Annotated in this window: 18 protein-coding genes and 1 tRNA gene; 2 read left to right on the top strand and 17 right to left on the bottom strand. The window is 42.3% G+C overall.

Translation table 11 applies throughout. The features are described from left to right. Positions 1-12: 12 nt before the first annotated feature. A tRNA-His gene (locus tag EQU24_RS18545) sits at positions 13-88 on the top strand. A 320-nt stretch (positions 89-408) separates the two neighbouring features. On the opposite strand, the gene EQU24_RS18540 is transcribed toward EQU24_RS18545, so the two are convergent. The 4 genes from EQU24_RS18540 to EQU24_RS18525 form a co-directional block, all read right to left on the bottom strand. After that, positions 409-1,278: an ion transporter gene (locus EQU24_RS18540; RefSeq protein ID WP_017842127.1), complete on the bottom strand. Its 870-nt coding sequence runs from the start codon at positions 1,276-1,278 to the stop codon at positions 409-411. Between the two features lie 176 nt (positions 1,279-1,454). After that, positions 1,455-3,107 (bottom strand): glycosyltransferase, encoded by a 1,653-nt coding sequence (locus tag EQU24_RS18535; protein ID WP_017842128.1) that lies wholly within the window; start codon positions 3,105-3,107, stop codon positions 1,455-1,457. Then, entirely contained in the window at positions 3,100-3,960 is an 861-nt protein-coding gene (locus EQU24_RS18530; protein ID WP_017842129.1) for a DUF1796 family putative cysteine peptidase, read from the bottom strand. The genes EQU24_RS18535 and EQU24_RS18530 overlap by 8 nt, the downstream gene beginning before the upstream one ends. A gap of 577 nt (positions 3,961-4,537) precedes the next feature. After that, complete coding sequence (locus EQU24_RS18525) at positions 4,538-5,446, bottom strand: Rpn family recombination-promoting nuclease/putative transposase (RefSeq protein WP_138767221.1); 909 nt, start codon at positions 5,444-5,446, stop codon at positions 4,538-4,540. Between the two features lie 190 nt (positions 5,447-5,636). On the opposite strand from EQU24_RS18525, the gene EQU24_RS22565 reads away from it, so the two are divergent. Then, on the top strand, positions 5,637-5,807 hold the full coding sequence (locus tag EQU24_RS22565; RefSeq protein WP_017842131.1) for a hypothetical protein: 171 nt from the start codon (positions 5,637-5,639) through the stop codon (positions 5,805-5,807). Positions 5,808-6,582: 775 nt separating this feature from the next. Here the strand turns inward: EQU24_RS22565 and EQU24_RS18520 are convergent. The 13 genes from EQU24_RS18520 to rfbC all read right to left on the bottom strand — a co-directional run bounded on the left by EQU24_RS18520 (position 6,583) and on the right by rfbC (position 26,838). Beyond that, on the bottom strand, positions 6,583-7,857 hold the full coding sequence (locus EQU24_RS18520) for a glycosyltransferase family 2 protein (protein ID WP_083877790.1): 1,275 nt from the start codon (positions 7,855-7,857) through the stop codon (positions 6,583-6,585). A gap of 18 nt (positions 7,858-7,875) precedes the next feature. Continuing rightward, positions 7,876-8,784, bottom strand: a complete 909-nt coding sequence (locus EQU24_RS18515; RefSeq protein ID WP_138767220.1) for an Rpn family recombination-promoting nuclease/putative transposase — start codon at positions 8,782-8,784, stop codon at positions 7,876-7,878. A 205-nt stretch (positions 8,785-8,989) separates the two neighbouring features. Beyond that, positions 8,990-9,643 carry an HAD family hydrolase gene (locus tag EQU24_RS18510; RefSeq protein ID WP_017842135.1) on the bottom strand — a complete coding sequence of 218 codons (654 nt, stop codon included), beginning with the start codon at positions 9,641-9,643 and terminating at the stop codon, positions 8,990-8,992. Between the two features lie 20 nt (positions 9,644-9,663). Further along, complete coding sequence (locus EQU24_RS18505; protein WP_017842136.1) at positions 9,664-10,536, bottom strand: ELM1/GtrOC1 family putative glycosyltransferase; 873 nt, start codon at positions 10,534-10,536, stop codon at positions 9,664-9,666. Between the two features lie 25 nt (positions 10,537-10,561). Then, positions 10,562-11,215 carry an acylneuraminate cytidylyltransferase family protein gene (locus EQU24_RS18500; RefSeq protein ID WP_017842137.1) on the bottom strand — a complete coding sequence of 218 codons (654 nt, stop codon included), beginning with the start codon at positions 11,213-11,215 and terminating at the stop codon, positions 10,562-10,564. 3 nt (positions 11,216-11,218) lie between these two features. Further along, positions 11,219-11,980, bottom strand: coding sequence for an HpcH/HpaI aldolase family protein (locus EQU24_RS18495; protein ID WP_017842138.1), 762 nt, complete (start codon positions 11,978-11,980; stop codon positions 11,219-11,221). Further along, entirely contained in the window at positions 11,977-13,599 is a 1,623-nt protein-coding gene (locus EQU24_RS18490; RefSeq protein ID WP_017842139.1) for an aldolase catalytic domain-containing protein, read from the bottom strand. The genes EQU24_RS18495 and EQU24_RS18490 overlap by 4 nt, the downstream gene beginning before the upstream one ends. Further along, positions 13,589-15,514 (bottom strand): hypothetical protein, encoded by a 1,926-nt coding sequence (locus EQU24_RS18485; protein ID WP_017842140.1) that lies wholly within the window; start codon positions 15,512-15,514, stop codon positions 13,589-13,591. The genes EQU24_RS18490 and EQU24_RS18485 overlap by 11 nt, the downstream gene beginning before the upstream one ends. A 55-nt stretch (positions 15,515-15,569) precedes the next feature. Next, a complete protein-coding gene (tnpC, locus tag EQU24_RS18480; RefSeq protein ID WP_244310892.1) occupies positions 15,570-17,150 on the bottom strand; it encodes an IS66 family transposase in 1,581 nt (526 codons plus the stop codon). A 41-nt stretch (positions 17,151-17,191) separates the two neighbouring features. Then, positions 17,192-23,170: an HAD-IA family hydrolase gene (locus EQU24_RS18475; protein ID WP_017842141.1), complete on the bottom strand. Its 5,979-nt coding sequence runs from the start codon at positions 23,168-23,170 to the stop codon at positions 17,192-17,194. A gap of 282 nt (positions 23,171-23,452) precedes the next feature. Continuing rightward, positions 23,453-25,105 carry a sulfotransferase family protein gene (locus tag EQU24_RS18470; protein WP_138767219.1) on the bottom strand — a complete coding sequence of 551 codons (1,653 nt, stop codon included), beginning with the start codon at positions 25,103-25,105 and terminating at the stop codon, positions 23,453-23,455. A gap of 169 nt (positions 25,106-25,274) precedes the next feature. Further along, positions 25,275-25,952, bottom strand: a complete 678-nt coding sequence (locus EQU24_RS18465; protein WP_017842144.1) for a hypothetical protein — start codon at positions 25,950-25,952, stop codon at positions 25,275-25,277. Between the two features lie 340 nt (positions 25,953-26,292). Next, positions 26,293-26,838, bottom strand: a complete 546-nt coding sequence (gene rfbC / locus EQU24_RS18455) for a dTDP-4-dehydrorhamnose 3,5-epimerase (protein ID WP_017842145.1) — start codon at positions 26,836-26,838, stop codon at positions 26,293-26,295. Positions 26,839-26,847 lie beyond the last annotated feature (9 nt).

Below are 26,847 nucleotides of genomic sequence, written 5' to 3'. Positions count from 1 at the left end.
CACTTTTCTGTGGTGATCGTAGCTCAGTTGGTAGAGCCCCGGATTGTGATTCCGGTTGTCGCGGGTTCGAGCCCCGTCGTTCACCCCATCCAAATCTAACCCCTTATCTCTCTCCCCTCCGCTTTCACATTGACTCCTGTGACACAAACTGTGTCGACGTTGCGCCATGTACAATGCCTTTCAAAGCCTGTTTTCTCGCTGTTAGCCTTATATCTGCGTTGTGTCTAGATTTTATCGCTCATCGTTTAGACGTCTTCTTTAGCACTTCCGAAATTTAAAGTGCGAAAGCTATAATCTAGCGGTTGTCGAGGGTGCAGAATTTAGCCCCGCCTGGCGTCTACTGACAGTTTCCCCGCGCCAAATTTTGATCTGTAAAGAGCAGTATATCGTCTTGGAGAAACAGGGGCTTTACTCATCTCTTGGATTCAACCGATGCCCGCAATATTTGCAATAGACGGCGTCGAAGTCGTGGCCGGTCGCGCCGCAATCGGGGCAAGGTCGGTTATCTATTCGGCTTTGTTTGTGGCTTTTCATCAGTTCCGCGCTGTAAATGCCGGTTGGCACGGCGATAATTCCGTAGCCCATGATCATGATTGTCGAGGCGAGTAATTGTCCTAATGCGGTTTGTGGTGAAATGTCGCCATAACCGACCGTGGTGATCGTGACGATGGTCCAGTAGACAGATTTGGGAATACTCGTGAAACCGGCTTCGCTGCCTTCGACGATATACATTAGTGCGCCGAATACCACGACCAGAGTCAAGACCGTATACAAAAATACTGCAATTTTCCGAAAGCTATTATTCAGTGCAATCAGAAGAACGTTGGCTTCGCGCATGTATTCGGATAACTTCAAGACCCTGAATATGCGCAGCAATCGTAGGATTCGCAATGTCAGCATATATTCGACGCCGGGAATCAGCAGTCCCAAATAAGTCGGCAGGATCGAAAGCAGATCGACGAAGCCGAAAAAACTTTGGGCATATAGCAAGGGGCGGCGTACCGAAAGTAGGCGTAAAATATATTCGAGTGTGAATAGCAGTGTAAAAAACCATTCCGATAAATAGAACAGTTGCCGATACTGATTACGGATCGCTTCGACGCTATCAAGCATAACTGTGACGATGCTGAGTAAGATCATGATGATCAAGACAACGTCGAAAGCCTTCCCAGCCTTGGTTTCAGCGCCAAAAATGATCCGGTTCAAGGTTTGCCGCCAAGCCGAGGTAGGGCTCTCTTCATGGATGCGAGGGTGTTTTAGCGGTTTATCATGAATCATATCGGTATTTTCTGGATTGAAATACGATGGAGATCGCGTCGAGCGAAGGAGCGGAATAGGCTCAGCTTCACTGTTGCACTGGGTAATGCGAAGTCGGAGCATGGCAAACGACAAGAAAGAGTTGTTGAGGCCGCAGTTCCAAGAGAGAAAGGGCTTATTCCGTTCAGAATAGTTTTTTACATCGCCTTGTCGGTTTGCTCGGGTGTCACAATCTTAGCAGTAAAACTCGCCAAGGTATTGCCCGATACTCTGAGTTTTTCATCATAAATGACTTCCAGGCGTGTTTTATAGCGTTGACCGACTTCGCCGGCCGAGAACTCCGGCCAATCGGTTTTTTTGATGGCCGATTTTCTACCCTGAACAAAACGACACATTAATTCGGCGGCATGCGAAATATCGGGGTCGGCCCATACCTGGCCGTCCGGGTAAGGGTACTGGCCTTTCTCTACGTTGATCAAGCGATAGCGGACCAAGTCTGCGTGAGGCGCATTACAGAAGTCGACATTTCCCGAATAGCCGGTAGTGATGACATGCAGGCCCAGTTGCAAGGCTTCGGCGATACCTCGGCCAAAGCCTTCCGCCCGGTGCAGCGACAAAAAGCAGTCGCAGGCTTGGTAAAGCGCCAGCAAATCCGGGCGGGAGAGGGTGCCTTCGATGATTTTGATGCGCTTGTCCCGGGCTGCCAGTTTTTTCAGTCTTTCCCAGTTCAGGTCCTTCATCGCGGGCTTATGTGCCTTGATCACCAAGCCCACTTGCTTCTCGGTATATTGATCGGTCGGGAAGGCGGCTAAAAAGGCATCGATACACGCCTGTGGATTTTTGCGCTGAAAATAAGATTTCAAATCCAATGAAAAACAAAATAACTTGGCTGTTTCCGGTAGGCCAAAATGCTCCCGGGCGCGCTTGCGAGAAGAGAATCGAGTGATGCTTCCCAGCTCAACCGTCATCGGCATCACCATTAAAGGTTTATGGCAAACGGGAGTCAGTGCATCATATATATGCCGGGTCGACACCCAAACTTCATCGACGAATTCCAGCATCATTTCCCAATTCTTAGGCCAATTGCCGAGCTCCCAGGGCCAGTAGCCGATAGTGTAGCGGTCCTGCAATTGAGATTCCCCGCAGTTCAAATAAAAGCGACCGTGCTCTTCCGCAGTCATACAGAAAATGTTGAAACCGAACGGTCCTTGTTCCGAAACATAGTGTTCCATGCTGCGGTCGTTTTGCGGAACATCCGAACCGGGCGGAAAGTTCAGCATTGTCATCGGAACATTGGCCGACAAAAAGGCGCGGGCGGCCATCCGAACATCCTCGCCAATACCGAGCTGGCCAAAGGCATAGCCGATCAAATTGACGCCGAACGGACGCTTCGAGAAAGGGATTTTGGGTTCCTCTGGTGGCGTGTTTGGTGCGATGATGCTGTTCAGGCGGGCCGGCCATGGCGCAGGAATTCTTTTAACGATATTCTTCTCGCGCTCTGATAAAAAAAACCAATAATTGTAATCCTCGAGGCCATAGGTGTAAAACCACTGATAAAAACTCATGAGCTGATCGGGTAGCGGAAACAGCGCTTGAATATCGGGGCGTGCCTGCCAAATGACGAACTGCAATGGTGTCAAGCAGGAATGAGAAACATCGAGAGAAGCCAACTGAGAAGCCAGGCGCGATAAAAACTGTTGGTTTTGCCGAAGCGCCGGGTACTCATGGAGTCCGTTGGTCAATAGCCAAGCTAAATAGGCGGCCGAACTTTCATGGCTTGCTTCGCCCAAATGTTCGCGGAGGTCGGTTCGTAATTGTAATATCAGTGTATTTAAATTGAGTTCAGCCATGTTTTGCTATTCGTCCTTCGTGCCTGCCGAATTTATCGAAATGATCCCAGCCGGATGAAAATAATCCCGAAGCAATCGCTTTAACGACATCGGGGTTCTGAGCTAGATACCAGGCTTCGTCGAAGTCATGTCGCCCGAAAGGCGACGGTAAGTAAGGATGGTGAGCGACATTGAAGCTTTTCAACAGCGCGAATAACAGCCGGTTGTCTGCTGAATTGGTAAATTCGAGACCGGAAGACCGGTCGCTGAGGGTAAGTTCCATGGCCAATAGCTTCAGGTCGTGAGCCATGACCTGAACAGCGGAAAGGCTAGCCTCAACTGAAGCTTGTCGATTAGCCACAAAGCGGATAATCAATAATCCGTAGTCTTCGCGCAAGCCATTCAGCGTTCCCATAAGGGTATCCAGCCAGGCGTTTTTGATCGGCTCGTGAGTCACCATGAGCAACAGCGGCGCGGCAGGCTGGGTCATGGCTGATCGAAAACGTTGAACTGCCCGTTCGAAGTAAGCAAAGTCCTTCGCTACATCGGGTGAATGATGATTAAACATGAAGCGTAAACCGAATCGTTCCCGATAAAAACGGTGCTCGCAAAGATTGGCTTCGGGCGTTATGCGGTTTTCGATCGGAACCGGTTCATAGTGCTCCGGGTCGAGAAAAAGCCTGAAATCATCTTGTAGGATGTGGGTTGTGACGACCGGGGTTGAAAAAATCCAGTCGAAGGGCCCGGAAAACGCGCGATACTCTACTAATTTTAACGCGTGCGCGGCATGGCAAAAATTACCGAGCGAGATCGCTTGGTGAAAAACTTTATCGGCCCAGAGCGGGGCAAGGCAATTACTGCGGTCGGTCCACATACTGTTATGGGTTATCGAAGGTTTTTTCTATATCTAGGTTGCGCCGCCGGTTGTTTAAACCAGTTTGTAAGCGAGTAACGGCGCTTTCAGTCATGGTTAGAGTAAACGGATTCGGCGATGGCTTCAAGGTCGAGTGCCATATTCAAGTCGTCAGGCGTGCGCATCTTAGCGCTGTCTGCCAGTTACTGTATACCTTTCGCGTTTCTAGTTTTGGCTCCTCACCTAACGCTCACTGCCATTAAGTTAAGGGAAATCCGTCATTCCGCCATGGATTGGCGGAATCCAGTGCCATGGATGGCAGGCTTTTGAGGCACATTCGAGCCTGAATGCCAACATTACTTATTCTGTGACGACTTAACTTAATGGCAGTGCACCTAACGCTAGGTGAGGAGCCTACGGGGGGGGGCTTATTCGCGGCGTCCCCAGCGCCGAATTTTGATATACGATGGGTAGTATAGCTTCAAAATTCAAACGCACAGGCAATGGAGTCAGCAAGCTGAAAAAGCATTTATTGTGTCTGTTGAAGGTGATTATGAAGCCGGACAATAAAGCTAGTCAAAAGTGATCCCTGGTAGGCTCAACGACGATCCGCGTCATTGCCGGTACAGTCAGAAAGTACAGCACTCTTTTTAATCGTTTGAATATCCTGTAACGTTAAGTCCATCAATTTTGCTACCTCCGCTTCCGGTATCCCATGATTTAGCATTTTCAGAACAGTTTCAGCTCGGGCTCTTTGGTAGCCGATGTGTTCACCTTCTTCTCGCCCTTCTTCTCGTGCGGTATCAATCACATTTTTTAAATCGCGATAATATTTCAGGCTGGACTCATACGCCTGTCGCTCTTCGGGTTGAAAGCGTGCAATGCTGGCTTTTTCAAACAAGCTCAAAAAGACTTTTTCGCGCAATCGCGGCGGGATTTCATCCAGTTCATGCAAATGGCGAAACAAAAAGAACCATTTGTCTTGCAGGGTGTCGAGTTGGTCTTCCGTTTTCCTGAAGTTGGGCAAGGTCAAGTAGATAAAGGTCAGCTTGTCGTAAAACACCTGATGATGCTGGTTTTTCAATTGCACCCGATGGATGACTTCATCGCGCTGGGCATTGTCCTCATCATCAAACACAAAGTCCAGGATGCCGATGGTGTAGACCGCCGATAGTCTAAAATCCCAGTCGCCACGTTGGGCTTGCTGTTGAATCGGGAAGGTGGCATAAAAAACGCTGCGGTCTTTGAAGAAGTTCTGTTTGGCTTTTTGCAGCTCGACAATAAAATATTCACCGGTCGCGCTGACGCAATTCAGGTCAAAGATGGCTTTGCGGTCCAGCGCCGTCGCGCCTTGGTACTCGTTATTACAAAACTGTAGTTCTTCAATCTGGTGCCGCTCCGGCAGCAAGGTATTCAAAAAGCTGATCAAATGCTCTTTACTTGCCTCTTCGCCAAAGGCTTTTTTAAAGCCAAAATCGGTGAATAGATTAATGTACTTTTCTTTCATGAGTTAGGACAAAGACAATACAACATGAGGCCAAGTTTAGCATGATTCAGTTTGTGTCTTTTTATTCGTGAATGACTGTTCCTTGTCCAAAAAACTAAGGGGGGCTTTGTTGCCTAAATAATTTGTATCTGACTCTAGTTATTCACTGACCCGAGCTATTCCAGTTATTCTACTGCGACAAATACACCGAATGAGCTTTGACGCCGTTGCCGTACTGAACAGCTTTAGTCACACCTGCTGGAAAGGGCGCTGTAAAGCGTTGCCCCTGCTGATTTTCCAAAATTTCGGTTTGGTATTCGATCACGACGCGCCGGATGTCAATATCAAACACTTGGCGAGAGTCGAACCGACCACCGTATAGTCGCCGGGCGGCAAAAGGCACCGGTCGACCGTCAGGGGTTTAATCACATCGGGATTATCAATCTTTTCCAGCGTGGTGCCGATGCGCCCCGGTTGACCTCCGGTTTTTTTAACGGTACCCCTATATCACCTTTTCCGCCCTTGCCAAACCGATTGGATGAGGGGGGCTTGCTACTATTACAGCTGTTCAAGTTCAAACGGCCCACCATGATCTGCACCAGCATAATTAGTACACCCAGTATCGTACGTTAAGCCGTTGACAATTGCGCTTCCTCGGCAAGCAATTGCTGAGCAGTTTTGATCGTGGCCTCCACGTCAATGTCATTGACTGTCAAAATAAATACCGTAAATCGTTTGGAATGACGATATTATAAGGCCAGTTTCAAAACTCGAATTTTGCCTTCGAGGGTGACCTAAGTGCCACAAAAGGCATGGATAAGCAGTCGGGGGTACTTGTAATGCTATCCGGCTTTTCTTGAATGCGAGAGAGGCTATAAATGGCAAGTCTAAAGCCTTTCGATGTATCGCGAAAAATTACGGTTTTTCGCGACAAAACGTATCAAGTATTATTTTTTATTTTTTGAAAAAATTACGCTGAGTAGTTACAAAAATTTTAATATGCAATAAGCTGATTGTTGCTAAATTGGTTATTTTGCCCAAAAGCAACAAATTATAATAGTGTTATTAATCAGTGTATTAAAAAGTAAGCGAGCGATTAGTTAAGTGGGTGTCCTTTTATTGCCTAAATAATGTGTATCTGGCCCTTGTTGTTAAGGCTATAGCTGTAACCTGTAGCCGTCTATCACCACATAATCGAGTAACACCGATGAAGCGGTATCGGCTTTGCGCAAATCAAATGTGACTTGAAAAACGTTGCTCTCACACGATAAGACCAACGGTTGATCCATACCTAGATTAAAAGAGACGCCTCGTTTTACCTTAAAGTGCTTTGAATGAAGCCCATTGCAATCAATTACAACGTCTAAAGTCTCCATCGGCAATGTGGACAAAACACGACCGCAGAGATTGAAATTCCCCATTGCCTTGCAATTGCGAAAGCTCAAACAAACTTTGCGTTCCGTTAGTCGAGATTCACCGTTAGTCTCATGACTCACTCCCGAAACAGCGAATCGCTTCTCCAAATCCTCATGAACCGTCTTTTGTCTCAACAAAAAAGCCCAGCGCTGATCCTGTATAGTCAGTCGGTTTTCCGCCAGCATCAAGCTTGCTGCATGCGGCGTACGGATAAAATTCTCAGCCAAAACCCCATCCAGCCATGGCTGTTCGGCTGCATCCGTCGTTAATTGTGTCAACCAAGCTTGTGTTAAAAGCTTTTTGATTTCATCCCGCCAACGTGCAAACAGTAAACAACTATTACGCTCATTCTGTAGAGAATTGACGCCCCTGCTCAAACTCACATGATGCCGAATAACGCTCTCGTAAGCTATAACAACTGCTTTCCCGGCCTCGCGCACCTTAAAACACAAGTCAATGTCTTCGCAACCATTATTATAGCGGGTGTCAAATCCGCCCAAAGACAAAAAAAAGTCACGCCGCAACAGCATGCACGCCCCTGTTACCCAAGGCAAAAAAGCATAATAAGTATCGGTCGGTGTGCTCTGAATATGCTCAAACTGCGCTTTGAGATTGATTTTTATCCCCGCATGATCAATCTCGCCATCCGCCACTCGGCGTTGAACATTGCCCACTAGCCCGATATTCACTTCACTATCCAGCAACAAATGCAACATCGGTTCAAGCCAGCCGGGCGAAAAAATCAAATCATTATTTAACAAACACAAGATTTCACCGCAAGCTACATCAACAGCCCGATTGTTCGTTGCCGCGTAACCTAGATTTTGTGAATTAATCAGCGTTCGCATACGGGGATGGCGCAAACGACTGAGCCATTTAGGCGTTGCATCTTTGGAAGCATCATCTACCAAAATTACTTCAAAATCCAAACCCACGGGCAATGAAGTCAGCAGGCTGGAAAGCATCTCTTGCGTTTGTTGAAGGTGATTATGAAGCGGGACAATAAAGCTAATCAAAAGTGATCCTTGGTAGGTTCAACGACGATCCGCGTCATTGCCGGTACAGTTAGAAAGGACAGTGCTCTTTTTAATTGTTTGAACATCCTGTAACGTTAAGTCCATCAATTTTGCTACCTCCGCTTCCGGTATCCCATGATTTAGCATTTTCAGGACAGTTTCAGCTCGGGCTCTTTGGTAGCCGATGTGCTCACCTTCTTCTCTCCCCTCTTCTCGTGCGGTATCAATCACATTTTTTAAATCGCGATAATATTTCAGGCTGGACTCATACGCCTGTCGCTCTTCGGGTTGAAAGCGTGCAATGCTGGCTTTTTCAAACAAACTCAAAAAGACTTTTTCACGCAAACGCGGCGGGATTTCATCCAGTTCATGCAAATGGCGGAACAAAAAGAACCATTTGTCTTGCAGGGTGTCGAGTTGGTCTTCCGTTTTCCTGAAGTTGGGCAAGGTCAAGTAGATAAAGGTCAGCTTGTCGTAAAACACCTGATGATGCTGGTTTTTCAATTGCACCCGATGGATGACTTCATCGCGCTGGGCATTGTCCTCATCATCAAACACAAAGTCCAGGATGCCGATGGTGTAGACAGCCGATAGTCTAAAATCCCAGTCGCCACGTTGGGCTTGCTGTTGAATCGGGAAGGTGGCATAAAAGACGCTGCGGTCTTTGAAGAAGTTCTGTTTGGCTTTTTGCAGCTCGACAATAAAATATTCACCGGTCGCGCTGACGCAATTCAGGTCAAAGATGGCTTTGCGGTCCAGCGCCGTCGCGCCTTGATATTCGTTATTACAGAATTGTAATTCGTGAATTTGGTGGTGTTCCGGCAACAAGGTGTTCAGAAAGCTGATCAGATGTTCTTTACTTGCCTCTTCGCCAAAGGCTTTTTTAAAGCCAAAATCGGTGAATAGATTGATGTACTTTTCTTTCATGAGTTAGGACAAAGACAATACAACATGAGGTCAAGTTTAGCATGATTCAACTTGTGTCTTTTATTCGTAGATGATTTTTCCCTTGTCCAAAAAACTAAGGGGGGGGCTTTGTTGCCTAAATAATTTGTATCTGACCCCAGTTATCCCTCTACGCAATCATTGGTTGTCCATGTTACGAGTTTTTCAAATTGACAAAGCCACCATATCACTCATACAAAAAAGAAAGATTTTGTTTTTCTATAATTCCCTGATCCGCACACCAAGCCTGATGGTCTTTAACTTCTGTCCATTCGGTTAGGAAAATGAAGTCCAGTTTAGCGGTTTTAGCGGCTTGATAATCGTATTTGCTGTCACCTAAAAATAAAGCAGGTCGGATAATGTTGCCGTTTTCGATTTCTCTGGCGAGTATGGTGTCTTTGGTGTCGGGACTACCGAAGATGCCGCCGTCAAAGTATTGGGCTAGATCGCGTGCAGCAAACACTTCGCGTAGTTCTTGTTGATCGCCACCGGAAACAATCAGCCAATTGGCGTTGGGGACTTGTGCTTTGAGTTGATCAAGCCCCTCGGCGATTTCGCAGTTCATCAAGCCTTGTTTAACGGCTGTCGCAAAGCGGTCAAGCAAGTCATTATTAAGTGCTTCATCAAACGGCTGTTGTAAGATTTGGGTGATAAAGTATTCAAACTTGGCATAACGTGAAATGCCGCCGTTGGCGACATGGTAATCAACCAAGATCATTGCTGGTTCGTGACCAAAATGTTTAGTGGCTTCGTAAAACGCTTGGGTTTTGATTTTGTTTGAGTTCAGCACTACGCCATCGCAATCAAAAATTAAACATTGGTAATAATATATTTTATTCAAGAAAAATATCCAATAATGATTTAAAATCCAAAAACAAATTTATTCGCAATAATATCAGCACAGCGATCGGCTTCATTTAAAACAAAAAGTTCAAATTTTAATTTAGAAAAACCTAAATCAGGGTACCGTGTTACAATACCTGCTGAATGTAAAGCATCCACTCCCCTTATTACTTTATTTTTTTTTGATGCATTGACCGATAAAATTCCAGTTTTGCAACCTGCTGTAAGCGATTCATATACCATTGATGCACTATCTTCTGTTACCCAACATTTTACAGCAACAGAAAGCAAATCTGGCAAGGTATCTGATGAAACAATATCTACAGAATGGTAGTTTGATTTATAATTTTCTTGAAAGTATTTTTTTGTAGATAAAGGTGTTCTCGGTGAATCAAGTATCTTCCATGACACGGTCTTATCACGCATAACATTATCAATTTGTTTAAATATGAGATCTTCAGGCCAATCATTGCTTTTAGATGGACCACCTATAAGTAAGAGTCCAGTACATGATTTTTTTTCTTTAAAAACTATTTTATTTGGAACTCCTTTAGTTAATATAACATTATCACTACTAGCAATTGAATCATGTGCAGGTGCAATAACCATGTTAAATAAAAAACATGGAAGGGTTGGTTTCATAAGACATACAATCTTTTGATTGAAAAATAAACGCGACATGATCAATATAAAATGTGTAGCATGCCCTGCACCGATTATACAAAAATAAGAATTTTTCTTATATAATGACCGCATAGTGCTATACATATTTTTAATTGTTTGAATTTCATAATCAATACCGTATTTCTTTTTCAAACACGATGCAATTCCGAGCATTTGATTGACGTGTCCTAATTTACCATCACTTACAATAAGAATTTTTTTTGTCATAGTTAAATACACAAATTGAAAAAATTCAAATATCTAACCAAGCTTTTGCACACGCAAGATCAAAAACATCATCAATATCAACTGACGATTTTTTATCCATTACATACATATAAGGATTTATACCATGAAAATATTGCCACTCAATCATCTTTAAACGAGGAGATATCAGAATTCCATCTGTAACTCTATATAGAGGTTCTAATTCTTGAGACGGTACATGTTTTATACCTAGTTCATAGTTTAGTGGACCAGTTTTAGTCCATATATATCTTCTAAACTCTTCAACTGACATCAAAGAGTCATATCCATTCTTTATTTCAATTTCATACCTTGCAATTGCGTCCTCATAATGTTTTGGTTCGACAAGTGGTGAAGTACAAGTTGCCCAGATAATATTTTCGCCTTCTACACTTTCAGCAACATGTGCAACTACTTCACCAAATGATTTGGTTTTTTCGTCACAGTATTCAATCGAACGTTTATGTATATCAACACCTTGGGCCTTACCCATTACCAACATATCATGACAATCAGACGTCACCACTATTTTTGTAATTTGAGGTACTTTTTTTAACTGTTGAATTTTATATATTAATAGGTTTGAATCAGCGAAAGGTGCTGTATTTTTTCCAGGCAAACGTCGGCTACCTTTTCTAACAGGAATTATTGCTGTATACATTTTTTAATCCTTTTTAATAATTTGAGATAATGCAATAGAAAAAATATTCAGATCAACTGAATGAGCAATGTAGTTAAAGCCTTCATTTTTAAGCGACTGATTGCGCACGATTGTGTCAGAAAATGCACCCAATAAAATCCCCTTAGCCTTGGCTTTAGCCGCTATCTGCTGCATCAGGCTTAAAACCTCAGGTGAATCCACTTGCCCCGGCTTGCCTATCGATTGCGATAGGTCATAAGGCCCGATAAATAGGATATCAAAGCCTGGTACTTCAAGAATGGCATCAAGGTTTTGAATGCCTTCTACGCCTTCAACTTGGAGTATCACTACGGATTGATTAGCTTGATCAAAATATTGGTCTTTAGGCTGAGTACCAAATTGTGCGGCATTTACAAAACGACATACACCACGCATGCCTTTTGGATAAAAGCGTGCGGCTTGAACAGCCGCTTTAGCTTGTTCTGCGGTCGCAATATTAGGAATTTGAACGCCCAACGCTCCAGTATCTAATGCCGCGCCAATCGCGTGTGCATCGACGCCTTTAACGCGAATAATCGGAAATAAATTTGAGATTTTGGCTGCTCTAACATGATTATTAAGGGTTTCTAAGGTTACCGTACCGTGTTCTTGGTCAAGGATAATAAAATCTAAGCCGCTATAACCTGCCGCTTCAACTAGATTGCTATCCGTGGTTTTACTAAAAATACCCAAGCAGGCCTGGTGACTTATTTTTTTTTTAAAGTCTTGTAGTAAATTTGTGCTCAATTGATCGCTCCAAAAATTGATTTGGTGGGGAGTTGATAATTTGTTGGCGTTATGGAATAGAGTTTTACTGCATTCAGAGATTGTTGATATTTTTTAAACAACTCAATCATTTCTTGATTGCGCGGGTCACCATTTGGATAACCATCAAATCCTGCTAAGGTTATTTGCTTAGCTTGCCCACTGCTCGCAATCGCTAGTGCATAAGCGATAACCAGTGAGGTGGGAAGTTCGCAGTAGGTTGAATGGAAATTAAAACCTTTGCTGGTAATGGCTATCCCAAAATCCAAGAGTTCTTTATTCGTCAATTCGTTTTTCACATCCGCTGGCAACATGGAGGCCGGTGTGATTAACGGCTGGGGCAGTTTTAAGTGTTCATGGCAATCCGCAAGTAAACGCACTGGGTGACAAGCAGCACGGGCATCAATCAGATCTTGACGAATATTGGATTGGGTATTAAGCGCAATCACATAGGGTTGGGTTTGTTCTATAAAACTCTCAATCGCGGCTTGGTATTTTTTCACACCCGGGCCAGTTCCAAGAATTAAGACAGTTTTATCTTTGAGCAAATTGCTGGGTTGCCAAGTGCCACGCGGTTCGCCGGCATAAAAATGGCGGGCGCCTTCTAGGGTGTCGAGGCTGAATTTTTTACCGCCTTCGATTTTTAGGTGATCGATTACAGCGAGAATATCTTCTTCGCTGTAACGACTGTCTTGCAACATTTCTTGAATATAGCTTGGGTGAATGCCGTATTGCCCAGCCAGGTAGTAAAACGGATTGGTGCCCCAGCCATAGCGGTTTTGCATGGGTTTAAAGTGTTTGCGGATCAGTTCAAACAGTTTGGTGGGGTTGCCTTGCTGTTGACGATAGTCGGCTAGCGCAAGAATCAGGTATTCGGTTTGCGCATTTCCTGGCCCGCGACCCATACCGGTGACAGTACTATCGACCCAGGTGACACCGGCTTTCACCGCTTGCAGGCTATTGGCAATCGCTTGCCCCATATTGTCATGGGTATGAATGCCGAGTGCACCCTGCCAACCTTTTTGAAAGGCATAAATAATGTCGCTGACCTGTTGCGGATTTAAACTACCCATCGAATCGGCGAAATACAAGGCATCAATTGGGTAATCGCTAGCTGCTTGAGCGAGTTGGGTAATGTCCGCTGGGGTACGATCCGCCACTTGCATCAGGTTAAAGCCGACTAAATAGCCTTGTTGCTTTAACCAAGTCGCGGCCGGTAAACAGGCGATAAACTCATGCACATGGCAGGCAATGCGCACCAACGTAACAGGAGAATCGGCTTGAGGGCTAAACAATTGTTCTAAGCAAGCGGTTTGGGTACTCGGGTCAGCGATTTCAGAACCGTTAATCATCACGCCGATTTTATTCGCTAAGCCCGGTGGAATAGAGAGACGTTTTAAAAAGGCATCAGTGCTATAGGCACAAGCGCCTTTAAAGCCATTATTGTTTACACTGCGAAAACCGATCTCAACAAAATCGATTTGTAGCGCATCCATCGCTAGCAAATAGTCTTGTACGAGTTCGGGCTCAAAATCCCAGTCGTTGTAGTAGCCACCATCGCGGAGGGTGCAGTCAAGTACCTTGCAAGCTTTATAATTCATTAAATAGCAGCCCTTTTATCGATTTTGAAAAAAATCCAGTTTGTAAACATTTAGTTATGTAGCTTGAATAAGCCGGCTCAGTACGCACCCTTGAGTTAAATAAATAACAACTAGCTTCCTTATTCCCAGGATTATTTTTTAGAAAATACAAACAAGCAAGATAACAGTCAAAATATAGGCTTGCATCATATAATTGTCTTATTTTTTCTAAAGTTTCAATGTTTTTTTCATTAGGATTACTTGTGCAGCTAACTACATTTTCAAGCATGTCATTTAAATCTAGATCAATCATAGGGATAGACTTATTTTTTTTCTCACTGAGTACCGCTGCTATATGGTTATAAATTTCTTTCCAGTCAACACTATAGTCTGCATTCATGCCCAAACCATCTTCGCCATTATTCAAAAAAGTTTTGACTTTTGAATAGGTTGTATCTGATGGTCTGTAAGGAAAAGTTACAAGCGCTGGATTTGAATGAAGGGCGCCATCGAGTTTTGCAATACGCAAAGGTACTATTGCACCAGAGCCCGCATTAGCGATAAAAACGTCACAACCATGTGCATGTTGAATTTTTTCTTCGTAATCAAACCCAACTAAATTGATTGTTGAAATGTTATTTTTTAACCGACTACTAATAGTATGTACTACAAGTAAATCATCTGTATCATTGGCAAGTGCTTTATTAACAGCTGTCCAGCCATCTATGAGAACTTCAACCGTTTCAAAGTATTGCGAAAGATTATTCAGGATTTTAACATAGCCTTCAATCTGCTCTTTCCAAGCTCTTTTTTGACCTGTTATTCCAATCCAAATCTTTAGTGTTTTTTCGGTAGATTTCATGGAAATTGTACTATCACGAGCGGAGTCGAATAAATAATTCTCAAAATCTGCAAGGTGCTTTTCTGGCATGATACCATTATGTCTAATCTTAAAATTGAGACCGACATTATTTAAGGCGTAATAAATATGGCTCTCCTCATAGTCTTTTGAAGAAGACTTGTTATCACTTGGTAGAAAAAAGGAATCCGCATAAAACTTACAATTTTTTTTCGTCTTATCTGAACACTTCCAGAAGTTAAAATATTGATCATAAATAAAATGAAAAGGTCTCGGGTGGCCAAGAAAAAATCGACTAGTTAAACTATTAGATTTATAATTAAATTTGGATAAAAAATCATTGCAATACACCTTTTGGAAGGAGTTCAGAACTTGATCAATAACCGTTTCTGAGAAAACAAAAAATGCAAGATCAGGAAACAGCATTGCATCTACAAAATTTTCAACCTGAACTAAAATCCAATCATATTTTCCACATGTACTTTTATAGAGTATGAAATTACATACTGAGTACCTTTCACTTACAACCGCATAGGTTTCAATATCACAATAAATAGGATGTTGTAGTTTCAAAATTTCATTTGACTCAACAAGCGATTTTATTTTTTCTAATGATTTATCATAATCATGCGTTAGCAATAGCTCTGAAAGGCTTTTGGTTTGTGTAAACACTGAAAGATTTTTCACTGAAAAAAATGGATAAGTATCTTTCTCAAAAGATTTTTGTGTTTTAGAAAAACTTTTTGCGGACTTATAAAGCCTAGCCAGAACAGTTTTTTCACCAATTTCATTCTCAATACAAAGTTGAATTTCATCTACTGAGTTAATTTTGTATTCAAAACCACAAAGCTGATGAGTTTCAATTTCCTTATTTTTCAGAAATGCTACTACATCATTTCTCACGATATTTAATGGCAATATATAATCTGAGTCATTAGATTTCATGATCAAGAATGCTCGTTGGTTATGCTTTATTGCAATCCACCCTTTTATTTCATTTATTTGTGATAAGACCTCATTTGGCTGATCGATCCAGTAGTCAAGACCTGCATCTTTAATTTTTTCTATAAAAAACATAATTATCCCATCTACACAGTAAAACTGTAATCGTTTAGCCCCCTCCCTGTTCCTATCACGCCAAAACCAGAATAGGCAAACGAGGGACGGGTAGGTTTTTACGGCGTTCGGCCAGTGTTTGAGCAATAAACTCCCAAGGATTCAGGTCTCTCAAACGCGCGGTATCAATCACGCTCGCCAGCAAGGCGACCACGCGGCTGCCTTGTGCCGTCCGCGAACCGAAGGTGATTTTGCGCAGCAATACCCAGTGCCGCAAACTGCGTTCCGCGACGTTGTTGGTCAATGGATGCGCCGGCGTTTCGACCACGCGCACGATGGCCTCCCAATCGTTGAGAAATTCGCCGGCTAATTGTCGGCTGTCAACATGCGCGATGTCTCGGTGCGTCTCGCAGAGCGAGCGCAGCAAGGTCAGCAACTGTTGATTCTGCGCCCATAAGGATTCGGCATCCGGCGGCGATTCGCGGAGTCGGTGGATGTTGCGCATCAACAGGATCATGGCCAATAACAAGGCTTCGCCGAAAGCTTGTCCTTCGCTATCCAGGCACTGATACAGTGCTCGGGCCTTGCGCACCAAGTGCGCCCAACAGCGCAAGCGCCTAGGAAAGATGCGATAGACGCTGTAGCCGTCGGTCATCAGTAAGCCGCAAAACGCTTCCCCTAAGAGCTGGTTCACGACGAGACGATGGCGTTTGCCCACTTGATAAATCACCGTCTGTGCGCTGACAAAGACCCAGAGCCAAAATAACTGCCCGGCTTCTTTCCAGGGTGTTTCATCGATATGTAAGAGGCCGGCGGCCTTGAGTTCCGCGATCAACTGCTCGTCGACGACCGGCGCAACGGCACGTCCCGCTTCATGAATGCATTGATTAATGGTGCTGGTGCTGAGGTAGATTCCCAGCCAATCGCGCAAATAGGCTTGGATTCTGCGGCGCGATGCCCGTAGGGACAATGAGAGATAGACCAGAAAACTGACCAGCCGGGGGCCGCACAGATGCCATTCGCTCAGGGCTACGCTCCAGCCGTCTTCGTCGGCGCCTCGCCCGGGCTCGGCAAGGGTTTGATGACCGCAGGGACAGGTCGCCGAGAAGTAGTCATGTCGGCTATGTTCGATTTGTAATTTCGGCGATTCGGCGTTGCCGACTTCAAGCTCCAGTTCGAACCGGGCGTTCCAGGGTCGATAGTCGGTGTTGTCGGCAAACGATTGCCCACACGCGGCGCAGCAATCCGGGCGATGCTCAATTGTCCGTGTCACCGGTAAGGTCAGGTTGCGGCTATAGCCTGGGCTACCGACTTGGCGCCCGGCTTTTTTAGGCTTTCCGCTATCACCGGTCGCCGCCGGAGGTGTTGCCGAGTCCTGGCTAGGTAAGTCATCTGACGAAGACTCAGACGAATCCAGTGCCGACAAGTCGTCCGTTGCCGGCGCTTCTTCCGACGGTTCGGCGCTGGATTGATTCGATTGCCAAGGCTCCCGGGATGACGGCGGACGCGAACTCGTATCCGGGGATTGTTTGAGTCGTTCTCGGGCTTCTTTGAGATCCGCCAACAGTTGCTTACTCAATGGACGCAACTCACCCTCCGGCAAATCATCCAGATAGTCCGTGTCCATTTGGCTAAGGTCTCGGTCGCTCAACGTCATGTCCTATAGCTTTTCATGTTTTAACGTGAGTTGCTACTTTTTTAGTGATGGGGGCTACACGATAACGTAAAACTGTTTTGTAATATGCATGTGTAACTATGAATCATTTCTTCATATGAAGGCAGCTTATCCAATGCAGCATAAGCGTTTTCCTTTAGTTTTTCTCTAAGAGCCGTGTTGTTAACAATTTGTACGATATTGTTTGCTAGGCTAGTTAAGTTCCCTACATCAAAAAGCAAAGCACTACTATTATGATGTACTTGCTCAGCTATACCATATGTATTCGTTGATACGATAGGCAATCCTAAATACATAGCTTCTTGAATAACTTTTGGAAAGCTTTCTAAATGGCTTGTAAACAAAAACGCATCGGAAGCATTATAGTATTTTCCGATATCTTTGGTCTCTTTAATAACCTTAATATTATTTAGATAGGCTTTTGGCATACTTTGATGGTACTTATGTAATTGTTTACTGTAATGAGACTCACGATCTCCGACAATTAAAATAACCGTTTTCTTTTTTATATCGTCAGGTAATTTTTCATAAGCTTTTAATGCATCAATCTGTGCTTTACGTTTTGACACAATACCAGGACAAATGAATACAAATTTATCTTCGATATTTAATTCGCTTCTAGCAGCCTCCCGTGCATCTTTTGTCATATTCACTTTCATCCGTTCAGAGTCAAAGCCATTATAGATAGTCATAAAATTATTTCTTCGATTGTAAGGTTGGAACAATGCCTTAGTAGCATTGGCTACAAAAATGACACGATAAGGATAATTGATGGCTTTTTTTCCATGCGATTCAACTAACTTACTGTGTTCACGTAAATGTTCAAATGGCGGTTCGCTTTCGTGTATCACCCAATTGGATGGCAAACCGAGTGCATAGGCGGACTCAATTGCCCAATGACATAAAATGGTATTTGCGATTACTACATTCACATTCAATCGGCCAATATGGCGATTCACAGTCGTTAAGGCTTCTTGATAGCTTCGTTCATTCTTTGCCGAGAAAAGAGTCATAATATTGGTATCTAATACCTCAACCTCAATACCTTCGGTTTCATAGGCTTCTCTTAAATTGCCATCAGAAGGTGATAATACAATCGGCTCTATGTTACCTTGTTTTTTTAATCCTTTTGCTATTTCATACATAATTAAAGGCGCGCCTTCATACTTGAGATTATGCGTTACAAATAAACATCTGAACTTTTGATTTGGCAAGACCTGAAGCGCTCGTGAACTAACCGAAAAATCCATCCCTTCATCAGTTAGGTTTGGGTTATAAAATGGATCGCGCCAGCTTTTATATTTGCGGATAAATGCGGCCTCTTCCGATGGTTTATCGTTGCCAACGCCGATGCCTCTTGTCACGCCTTCATAGTGAAATAACTCTGCATTGGGTGCGACGACGTTTCGATAGCCCGCTTGAGTTAAACGAAAACCGTAATCACAGTCATTATAAGCTACTGAAAAATCAATATCGTCAAACCCACCCATATCTAAAAATAGTTTTTTGGGAGTTAGCATGCAAGCTGCGGTCATTGCAGAAAAATTTTTAATGGATTTGGCATAATTTAAATAGCCATTATCGTCACCTTCTATCAGTTTTAACGCTGGGGCGGGCAAGCCATAAGCCGAAACTTGATTAATAATACCAACATGTTGCAGTTTTCCATTGCCGTAATATAAACGTGCACCAACAGAACCGATGCCTTTTATTTGAACCAAGCCTGCCATTTGGCTTAACCATTCTGCTGTAATGACTTTTACATCATTATTTAAAAATAAAACATAGTCTTCTTTGACAAATTTTGCTGCTTCGTTATTGATATATGAATAACTAAAATGACCATTTGGTGATGCAATGGGTAAGATGGTGTGTTTTGTAGTCTTGAAATATTCAAGTATATCCAGGTCGGTGCTTTCGTTGTTTATGATATAAACTTTGTAATTTTTATATGTTGTCTGTTCAACTGAATCTAAAGCTACTTTAAGAACATCAAACTTATTTTTAGTTGGAATAATGATAGCGATTTCTGGACCAACATCAGGAAATTGAATCGAGTATACCTTTCTTTCATTTTGAATTAACTGGACAAAAACTTTATCAAAGTGTAGTTCAAGTTTTGTCAAGTAATCGTTTATCAGTGCGCTATGATCAATTTGTATAGCATGTAACTGCTCACTATGGTACAAGATTTGGGCCAAGTGCCCGACCGGTTTATTCTGGTAAGCTGCTGTAAAAGCCAATGCATCGATTAAAGACTCACACTCAAAACTGCCATTTGTTATCAGTGATCTATTTGCATACACTAGTGAACCAAGATAATAAGGCTGCGATAATAGTAATTCGGGCGAAAAGTCGGGCTTAAATTCAGGAAGCTGGCGTTTCTTTTTACTTTTGTAGTCATTATCTGTATAGATTAATACATGCGCTTGGTTATTGAGTTCATTTGCAACATGGAAGAGCAGGTCCGGCTCGAGCGTCAGCTCCTCTTCGACCAAAATAAAATGATCGGTTGCTATGCTGTTTACCAATTGTTTGGGCTCGATATTTTGCGCAAACTGAATTCTCTGATAAGCAAAGCCTAGCGTTTCTGATATTTCTTGAATGGATATTGCTTTGCTTATAATAAATGTAGCAGTCCAATAGGGATAGACTTGTTCAAATAAATTGTCGATTGTTCGCTTTATCCTCTCATGTGCAATTTTAAATACAAAGTGAAAATGCTTTGCTGTGTACTGCACGTCCGTTTTTTTAGACTCCAACAGTCTATAAGCAGGCATTGTTTGCCCTTCAATAATACGATCTGCAAACTTATCAGAATTCGCTTCTTTAGGGGTTAACGCTATGTTCAGTTTGGTTAATTTACGAGATGCAGAAGCCCAATAACCATGCTGTTGAATTTTAAAGTCATCCCACTCTAAAATGTTTCTGTTGTTTGTTATTAGCGGGTATTTATTTGCACCAAAATTATCTTCAAATATTATGTTTGTAAAGTTGTTACAGTCTAACTCATCAGGATCATTAAAGAATGCTAAAATATTTTTCATCATTAAACTCGCATCATACTGGTTTAATGCCACAAATAGATTTTTGTGCTGACTCAAATAATCGTTAATAAAGTTTATTGCGCCATGACGTAACTTAGACAAATGATAATTTGATTCGGAATCAAACGATACTTTATCGTAAGTCGGCTGTAATTCTTTTTGAATACTAATTACCGAAGGGTGCGTTGCTGAAAAAAACAACTCAAATAATTGTACGTTATTGAAAAAATCTGAATTAATCGGATGATCACTTGCTATGTATGTATGATATTTCAAGCCTAATTTTGAAATTTCATTTATTTTTTTATTAACAATAAAGTAAATGCCTTCTACAGATATATTGGCTATTTTTTTAAGAGTAGGTTGAAGTGAGCCGGCATAACCTATATCCACGATTGCAGATTTATTTGTCATACCTGATTTTTCAATATAAGCTTTAAATGATTGAGACTTGGACTTATTAATTTCTATTATATTTGCTGATACGGTTCGAACGAAATCAATATAATGATGATGATTTTTATGTTGTATAACGGCATCGTCGTATGTTGTGAAAGCTGATTGACTAAGCATAGTTTCACATTGATCAAGCTTCTCTTGGGTAAAGCCAAATCGATACGTTAATAAGTGTCTCAGCGTGGTAGGAAAGTAATCCTTATTTGCCACAGTCAGAATAGAATCAATATCTACTAGACTGGCTGAATAAGATAAAAGACGCGAAGAAAAAAAATAAGCTGACTCCGGTAGCTTCGGAAATTTACCCCTTAAAAGATCATAAACTTCTTTAAGATAAAAGCCATCGCGTGATATAAAGAACACTTTGTCATATTGATGATGGACAACTGTGTTGTATAAAGAATGCAAAAAGCCAAGGAAAACAGGACCAAGCGCTTCATAGCCTAAGCGATAAGTTTCACCACAATACCTAGCCGACCTAAGCAGCGATGCATCGCAATCAGCGTAATGTTTTTGTGCAACCTGACCGAATACGCTAGCGTAAGCTAGTTCAGCATCATTACTTGAAAACTCGTCAATTAGATGGTGATTATTTTTGTGGAACAAACTAACAGCCGATGGTACTAAATAAGCATCCATACCGGCTCTCTCTGCCATAGTAACGTCACTATGCAAGTTATCGCCAACGTGTATCCATTTTTGCGGTGTCACATTGTATAGTTTTAAAACGTGATTAAATAAAGAGCCATGATGTTTTGTTTTTTGAATTTCTGATGAAATGTATATATCTATACCAGACAAGTCAATTTCGGCCTTTTTTAGTAATTTTTTGACGCTACTTTTAGACAGATACATGTCGCTAAGAAAAACAATTTTTTTGTTTTGTTTTTTCGCAAGCTCCAGCAAACGTATACCAAAAATTTTCTGGCTTACGCCCTCCAATTCTTCTTCTATCTCGAGTCTTTTGAAAACATCTAACAAATTGGCATCTATATCAAATAGCTCTGATATTTTTTGGTAAATATCTTCAAGGGTAATCTCTTGTTTATCCGTGTCCTTTCTGGCAGCTAGTTCAGCTTCAATCCTGAATTGTTTGTAATTGAAGTCTTTTTTGTATTCGGTCTTTAATCTTTGCTCAACTCGACTAAATATTGCAGAAGGATGTAGATATGATCTTTGAATTAAAGTATCAAAAATATCAAATGAAATTATAGACTTATCTTTAATTCTATGTTCAAAAAAATCTAGCCTATTTTTTGCATCTATAACTGTATCTATAGTGCATATTTTCTCAGCAATAAGCTGCTTTTTATTGTTAAATGAGTTATTAATAACATAAGTCTCATAAGAATCTTGATGGATATAGGCGTCTAAAATATTATCTAATATGCTTAATGTGTTTTTATTTATGTTAGCTGGGCTGACTCTTTTTATCTGATTTAAAACTAACTTGTTAGCTATCTTATTTTCAGGTAATTTAAGCGACAGAGGTTTGATTATAAAATCAAAGAAACTCAGCTCATCTTCCTTAAGATCTTTAATATCAGCTGCATTATTAAGTTTTAATGCTGTTTTAAAGTCACCTAAGCTTTCAATTGCTTTAAGGAAGGCAAGGCTTTTTTTATAAATGAAAACGGTTTTTATATCACCGCCACAAAAGGCTTTAATAAATTCAATATGTGTTGCGTTTGATAGGTTTATACAATAATTTTCATCATTTAAAACTAATACATCGCATAGTTCTTCAAAGTATGTTAAAAGCTCACCAGCATATAAAAAAATGACCCTGACATGAAATCCTTTATTTCTGTATATTGAATGTATTGTTTCAATAAGTTCAATCTTATCTTGTTCATTTTCGGCATTTTCGATAAAGAAAAGTACTGATGTGCTATTGTCTGGTTTATAGCCAAGACTTTCTATGTCAAATTGGTATCCTCGAATATCATGTGCATTTAGCTTTATGTTATAAAGGTACTCAATAACGTTTATACCATAGCAATAAGGCAAGAAGTACTTTCGTTCCAAATATTCAAGCTTTAGATTCTGAGTTGGATTTCTATGCTCTGCATATCCAAAATTTATAAAATGCCAAAATGGATCCATCTTAGAATTTTTTACGTCCGAATTTTGTTGCAAATAAAAATCTGGATCAAATAAGCTAAGATCAATAAATTCTTGTTCAATGGCTTTAAAATTTGAATGTATTTTTTCTGAAAATGGGTTTAGTTTAAAACTGATGTCACCTGTAAAGGTAGTATGTTTGTTTTGAAATTTAGTTGGAGTTATAACTTGAACTATTTCTTCACTTTTGTCATGTGCAACAATTATCTCATTTGAAGCAAGCCTTTTAGCCATGTTCAAGTTAAACTCCACCATAGATTTCAAGCTAGTCTCTTGGTTTATGAGTTTCTTATAAAGCTCAATTGCTAAACTATAATCTTTAGTTCTAAGCGCTCTATTAGCTTGCTGCAATATTGTAAGGCCTGGTTCTGTCATAGTGGTTTCGCTCTTTTTTTGTTCCAGTTTGTGTTCTTGGGTTACGCGTACTTTAATAGTACTGATTTTTGGGTTGTTTTTTGATCTCGCTGAATGTCAACTGGGATCAACCCATCTTTTTGATAATAGCGCTGATCATCTGGCCTAAGGTGTTGATGCCAGCGTTGGTAAAAAATCAAGCGGTTTTGTTGGATATATTGCCCGTCCCCTGTTTTTTGGATTCGTGATGAATCACAAAAATAACTGGGGTCGGGTACAAATTATTTTTGCTAACCTTATTCGTTAGATCAGCAAGTCTTTAAGTAATTCTATTTGCGCTTCGGCACGTATCAATTGTTGAGCTAGTTGCTGCTGTCGATTGTCTTGTTCGCTTAATTGCTGTTGCAATTGCTTAAGTTTCCTGTCTCGGTTTTGCAATGTCTCGTTCAATAATATCGCTATTTCTTCCAGTGCGGCAGACTGGTTTGCCATGCGCGCTAAACTTGTCCCATAGAATGAAGCAGTAGTACTCACATCTTTACTCAGTTGCCCATCCATTTTGGATGCGGCGATTTCTAGCAATGACCCTAGTGATGGCCCTTGTGTCGCCATATATTCCAGCAGATTGATTGGCGTTAAGGTGATGTCTAAAAAGCTTTCCGGTATAACTTGCGCTAGTAAGTTTTGTGCAAGATTTAATTTGAAACGTGGATCATGGCCCCAACAAATTACCGTACAGCCTTGTTGGTTCGCATGATCGGGGAGTACCGTGACTTCGGCTTTTTCTGTAAATATTTCACTATCATGCTGCCATGACCACAATAATTTTCCATCGGCTAAATAGATGTCTAGCTTGTGTAATAAGATGACGCATGGAGCATTGCTGATATCGAGGCGTAATGTTAAGAGTTGATAGGTGTTAGGTATCAAGGCGCGAATGCGCTGCACCTTACCATTCAATAAATAATGCGTCCGTGATGAAGTCGCTTCACTAATATCAAGCTCTTCTCCTGAAGTAGTTTTTTGTTTGACGAAAATCTGAGCATTTAATGTATCAGGTGGATAGGTGCTACGCGTATTTTGCTTGAATTGATCGATTACATGCAACGCAGGCTGTAGATTATATAAACGCTGGTTTAAATCTTGCCATGCACGGGTAAAGGTTTGGTCATTGTTTGAGCTCTCATCGCGACAGGCTGCATTAAGTAAACGATAGGTTTCTCTATAATCGGCCGTGACATCGTCCGATTGTTCAAATTCCGTAACACTATATTGTGTGTGACGCAGGTTGTCCGATAAAAAGTCAGTGATATAGGTTTCGATGCCTTGTTCAATATTTGCTGGGCTGGTTAACGCTAATTGCTGGGCTATTCGTTGTAATTGAATTTTGGGATTAGCCATCAATAAGTCATAATCAACAAACACTCGCGGGAAGCGATGCGTTGCATTTACGGCGGCAATGAGGTGTTGATGCCATAGTAACAATGATTCTTTAGTATCTAATCCATCACGAGCGAATAGCGATTGTGCAATACTGAGCGGGTTGCGCGAAGTGATTACTACTTTAACGCATACATCCATTTTTTCGAATAGCGGTATCCAGAACCAGAGTAAACGACAGAGTCGAGGGTCTTTAATCGCGAGTATAGAATTCGGCGCTATTTTGCTGTTCAGTAAGTTTTCTGCTTCTGTTGTCATAGCCGCATCAATACTGAGTGGGTCAAGCTGATGAATCAACGATTGCGAGAAATAATTTGCTTTTATTGATTTTAGTAATTGGTCATTAATATCAACAAAATCGACATCCTCAAAATAACCTTTGGGGTTGGCAAAGTTCGGTGGCATGAGTTGATTTCCTAAATCAACGCCTAAGGCCATTAATCCGCGTGTTACTGCACTCGTACCGCTACGATGCATTCCTAGGACTAACAAAAGTGTTTTGGTCTGGTTGTTCATTTAAATAACAATATACATCCTAGGAAAATAGTAAATATTGTCTCCCACTTAGAAAAAATAGGCTAGGGGCGATTATTGAAATAATCCCTCCTCAATCCCCCCTTTTTCAATGAGGGCGGCAAAGTTCCAGCTTGTTTTATATGCAGGGGCCTGAATAATTACGTTTAACTCACAATAATGAGTGATGGTCTTTTAGTTTGCCGAGGGCAATCTCGTCGGTGTCAGGTAGATTCAATTGTGCGAATTGCGATTGAGTTCTTGCTTGCGCAAGCAGCTTTATTTCGCCATTCGGTTGTGCGCTGCTGATTGCTTGTTCAAAAAAATCGAAAGCTTTATCGTTGTCTCCAGTAATTGCGGCTGCTTTGCCTAGGCTGTTGTAAGTGCCGGCAATCAGAATGCGGCTGATGAGCCGTTTTTCGCAGCCCCACTGCCTTGCCTGTGAGATCAGTTGTCGCGCCATGCTGTCGTTGCCTAATTGCAGCTGCGCAGCTCCCGCTAACAATGCCAATTTAGCTCGTTCCGGATGGCTTTCTATGTCTTCTTGCGTCAATGCCGCTAGGCTATCCCAGGCACCGAACTGCCATTGCGTCTTGGCTCGGTCCAGTAGCGCCTCGTCGAATGCCGCCGATACGGTCGAAGCGGTTTCGATTTCGATTGGCTTTACTGCCGGTTGGTACGAGGTTATTGGGTTGGCATTCCAGGTTGCCTGTCTCGGTATTTGTGTCGCGTCGCTAAAGTGCCAGTGGAGATGCATTTGTTTGGCGACGATTTTCGGTGTCGGAGCAGAGCTGCGGTATTTGGTAGATTCGCGGCGTTTACGGAACCAGTTTTTTAGTGTTTGTAACATGGTTAAAACTTTGTTTCGAAGGTTTGTTAGAAATTGAGCGTTTAGCGCTAGGATTTCGCGATGAAAAACGTCCTGGTGCCATTATTGTACCTGAGGGCTCGGTAGCTCGCTTGATAGGCTCCGCACCTAAATTATACTCATCGTAGATCAAAATTCGGCGCCGGAGTGTTCCGTCAAAGGACGCCGTGAATACATCTCTGTAGGCTCTATGCCAGCCCCTCGCCTAGCGTTAGGTGAGGGGCTGCATAAACCGGTGCCTCCTCAGGCGCTGCCGAAATTTTAAGTACGACAGGTATGTATCGGTTGGGCCGAGAAGCGGTTATTGAAAAAAAGGGCGTCATTAAAATTTAACGGCTGAATGAAAGCAATCACCTTGCGTATCTTTTTCGGATAGCAAAGGGGTTTTGCCGGGTAATAATGGCCAGTCGATGGCTAGGTCGGCATCGTTCCAAGCCAGCGAATATTCGTCGCCTGGGCTGTAATATTCTGTGCATTTGTACTGAAACTCTGCATCCGGGCTGGTAACGTAAAAGCCATGTGCGAAGCCTGGTGGTATCCAAAGTAGTTGTTTGTTGTCGGCGTTAAGCAATAAACCGACCCATTGCCCGAAGTTGGGGCTGCTTTTGCGTAAGTCGACGGCAACATCATAGACTTCACCGTGAGTTACTCTGACCAGTTTGCCCTGGGGATGCCGGTGTTGGTAATGCAAACCGCGCAAGATGCCTTGTTTCGATTTACTGTGGTTGTCTTGAACAAAACGGTATGGCCCGCAGTGTTTTATAAATTCATCTTCGCGGAAGGTTTCCATGAAAAAACCCCGTTCATCGCCGAATACTTTGGGCGTGATTAGGACAACGTCGGGAATGGCGAGTGCTTGGTACTCCATGTTGGTCGG

Origin of the sequence: Methylotuvimicrobium buryatense, assembly GCF_005931095.1 — a bacterium.
In the GTDB taxonomy this organism is placed as follows: Bacteria; Pseudomonadota; Gammaproteobacteria; order Methylococcales; family Methylomonadaceae; genus Methylotuvimicrobium; species Methylotuvimicrobium buryatense.
The sequence above is the reverse complement of the archived record's forward strand: the minus strand, read 5'-3'. Positions and strand labels throughout refer to the sequence as shown.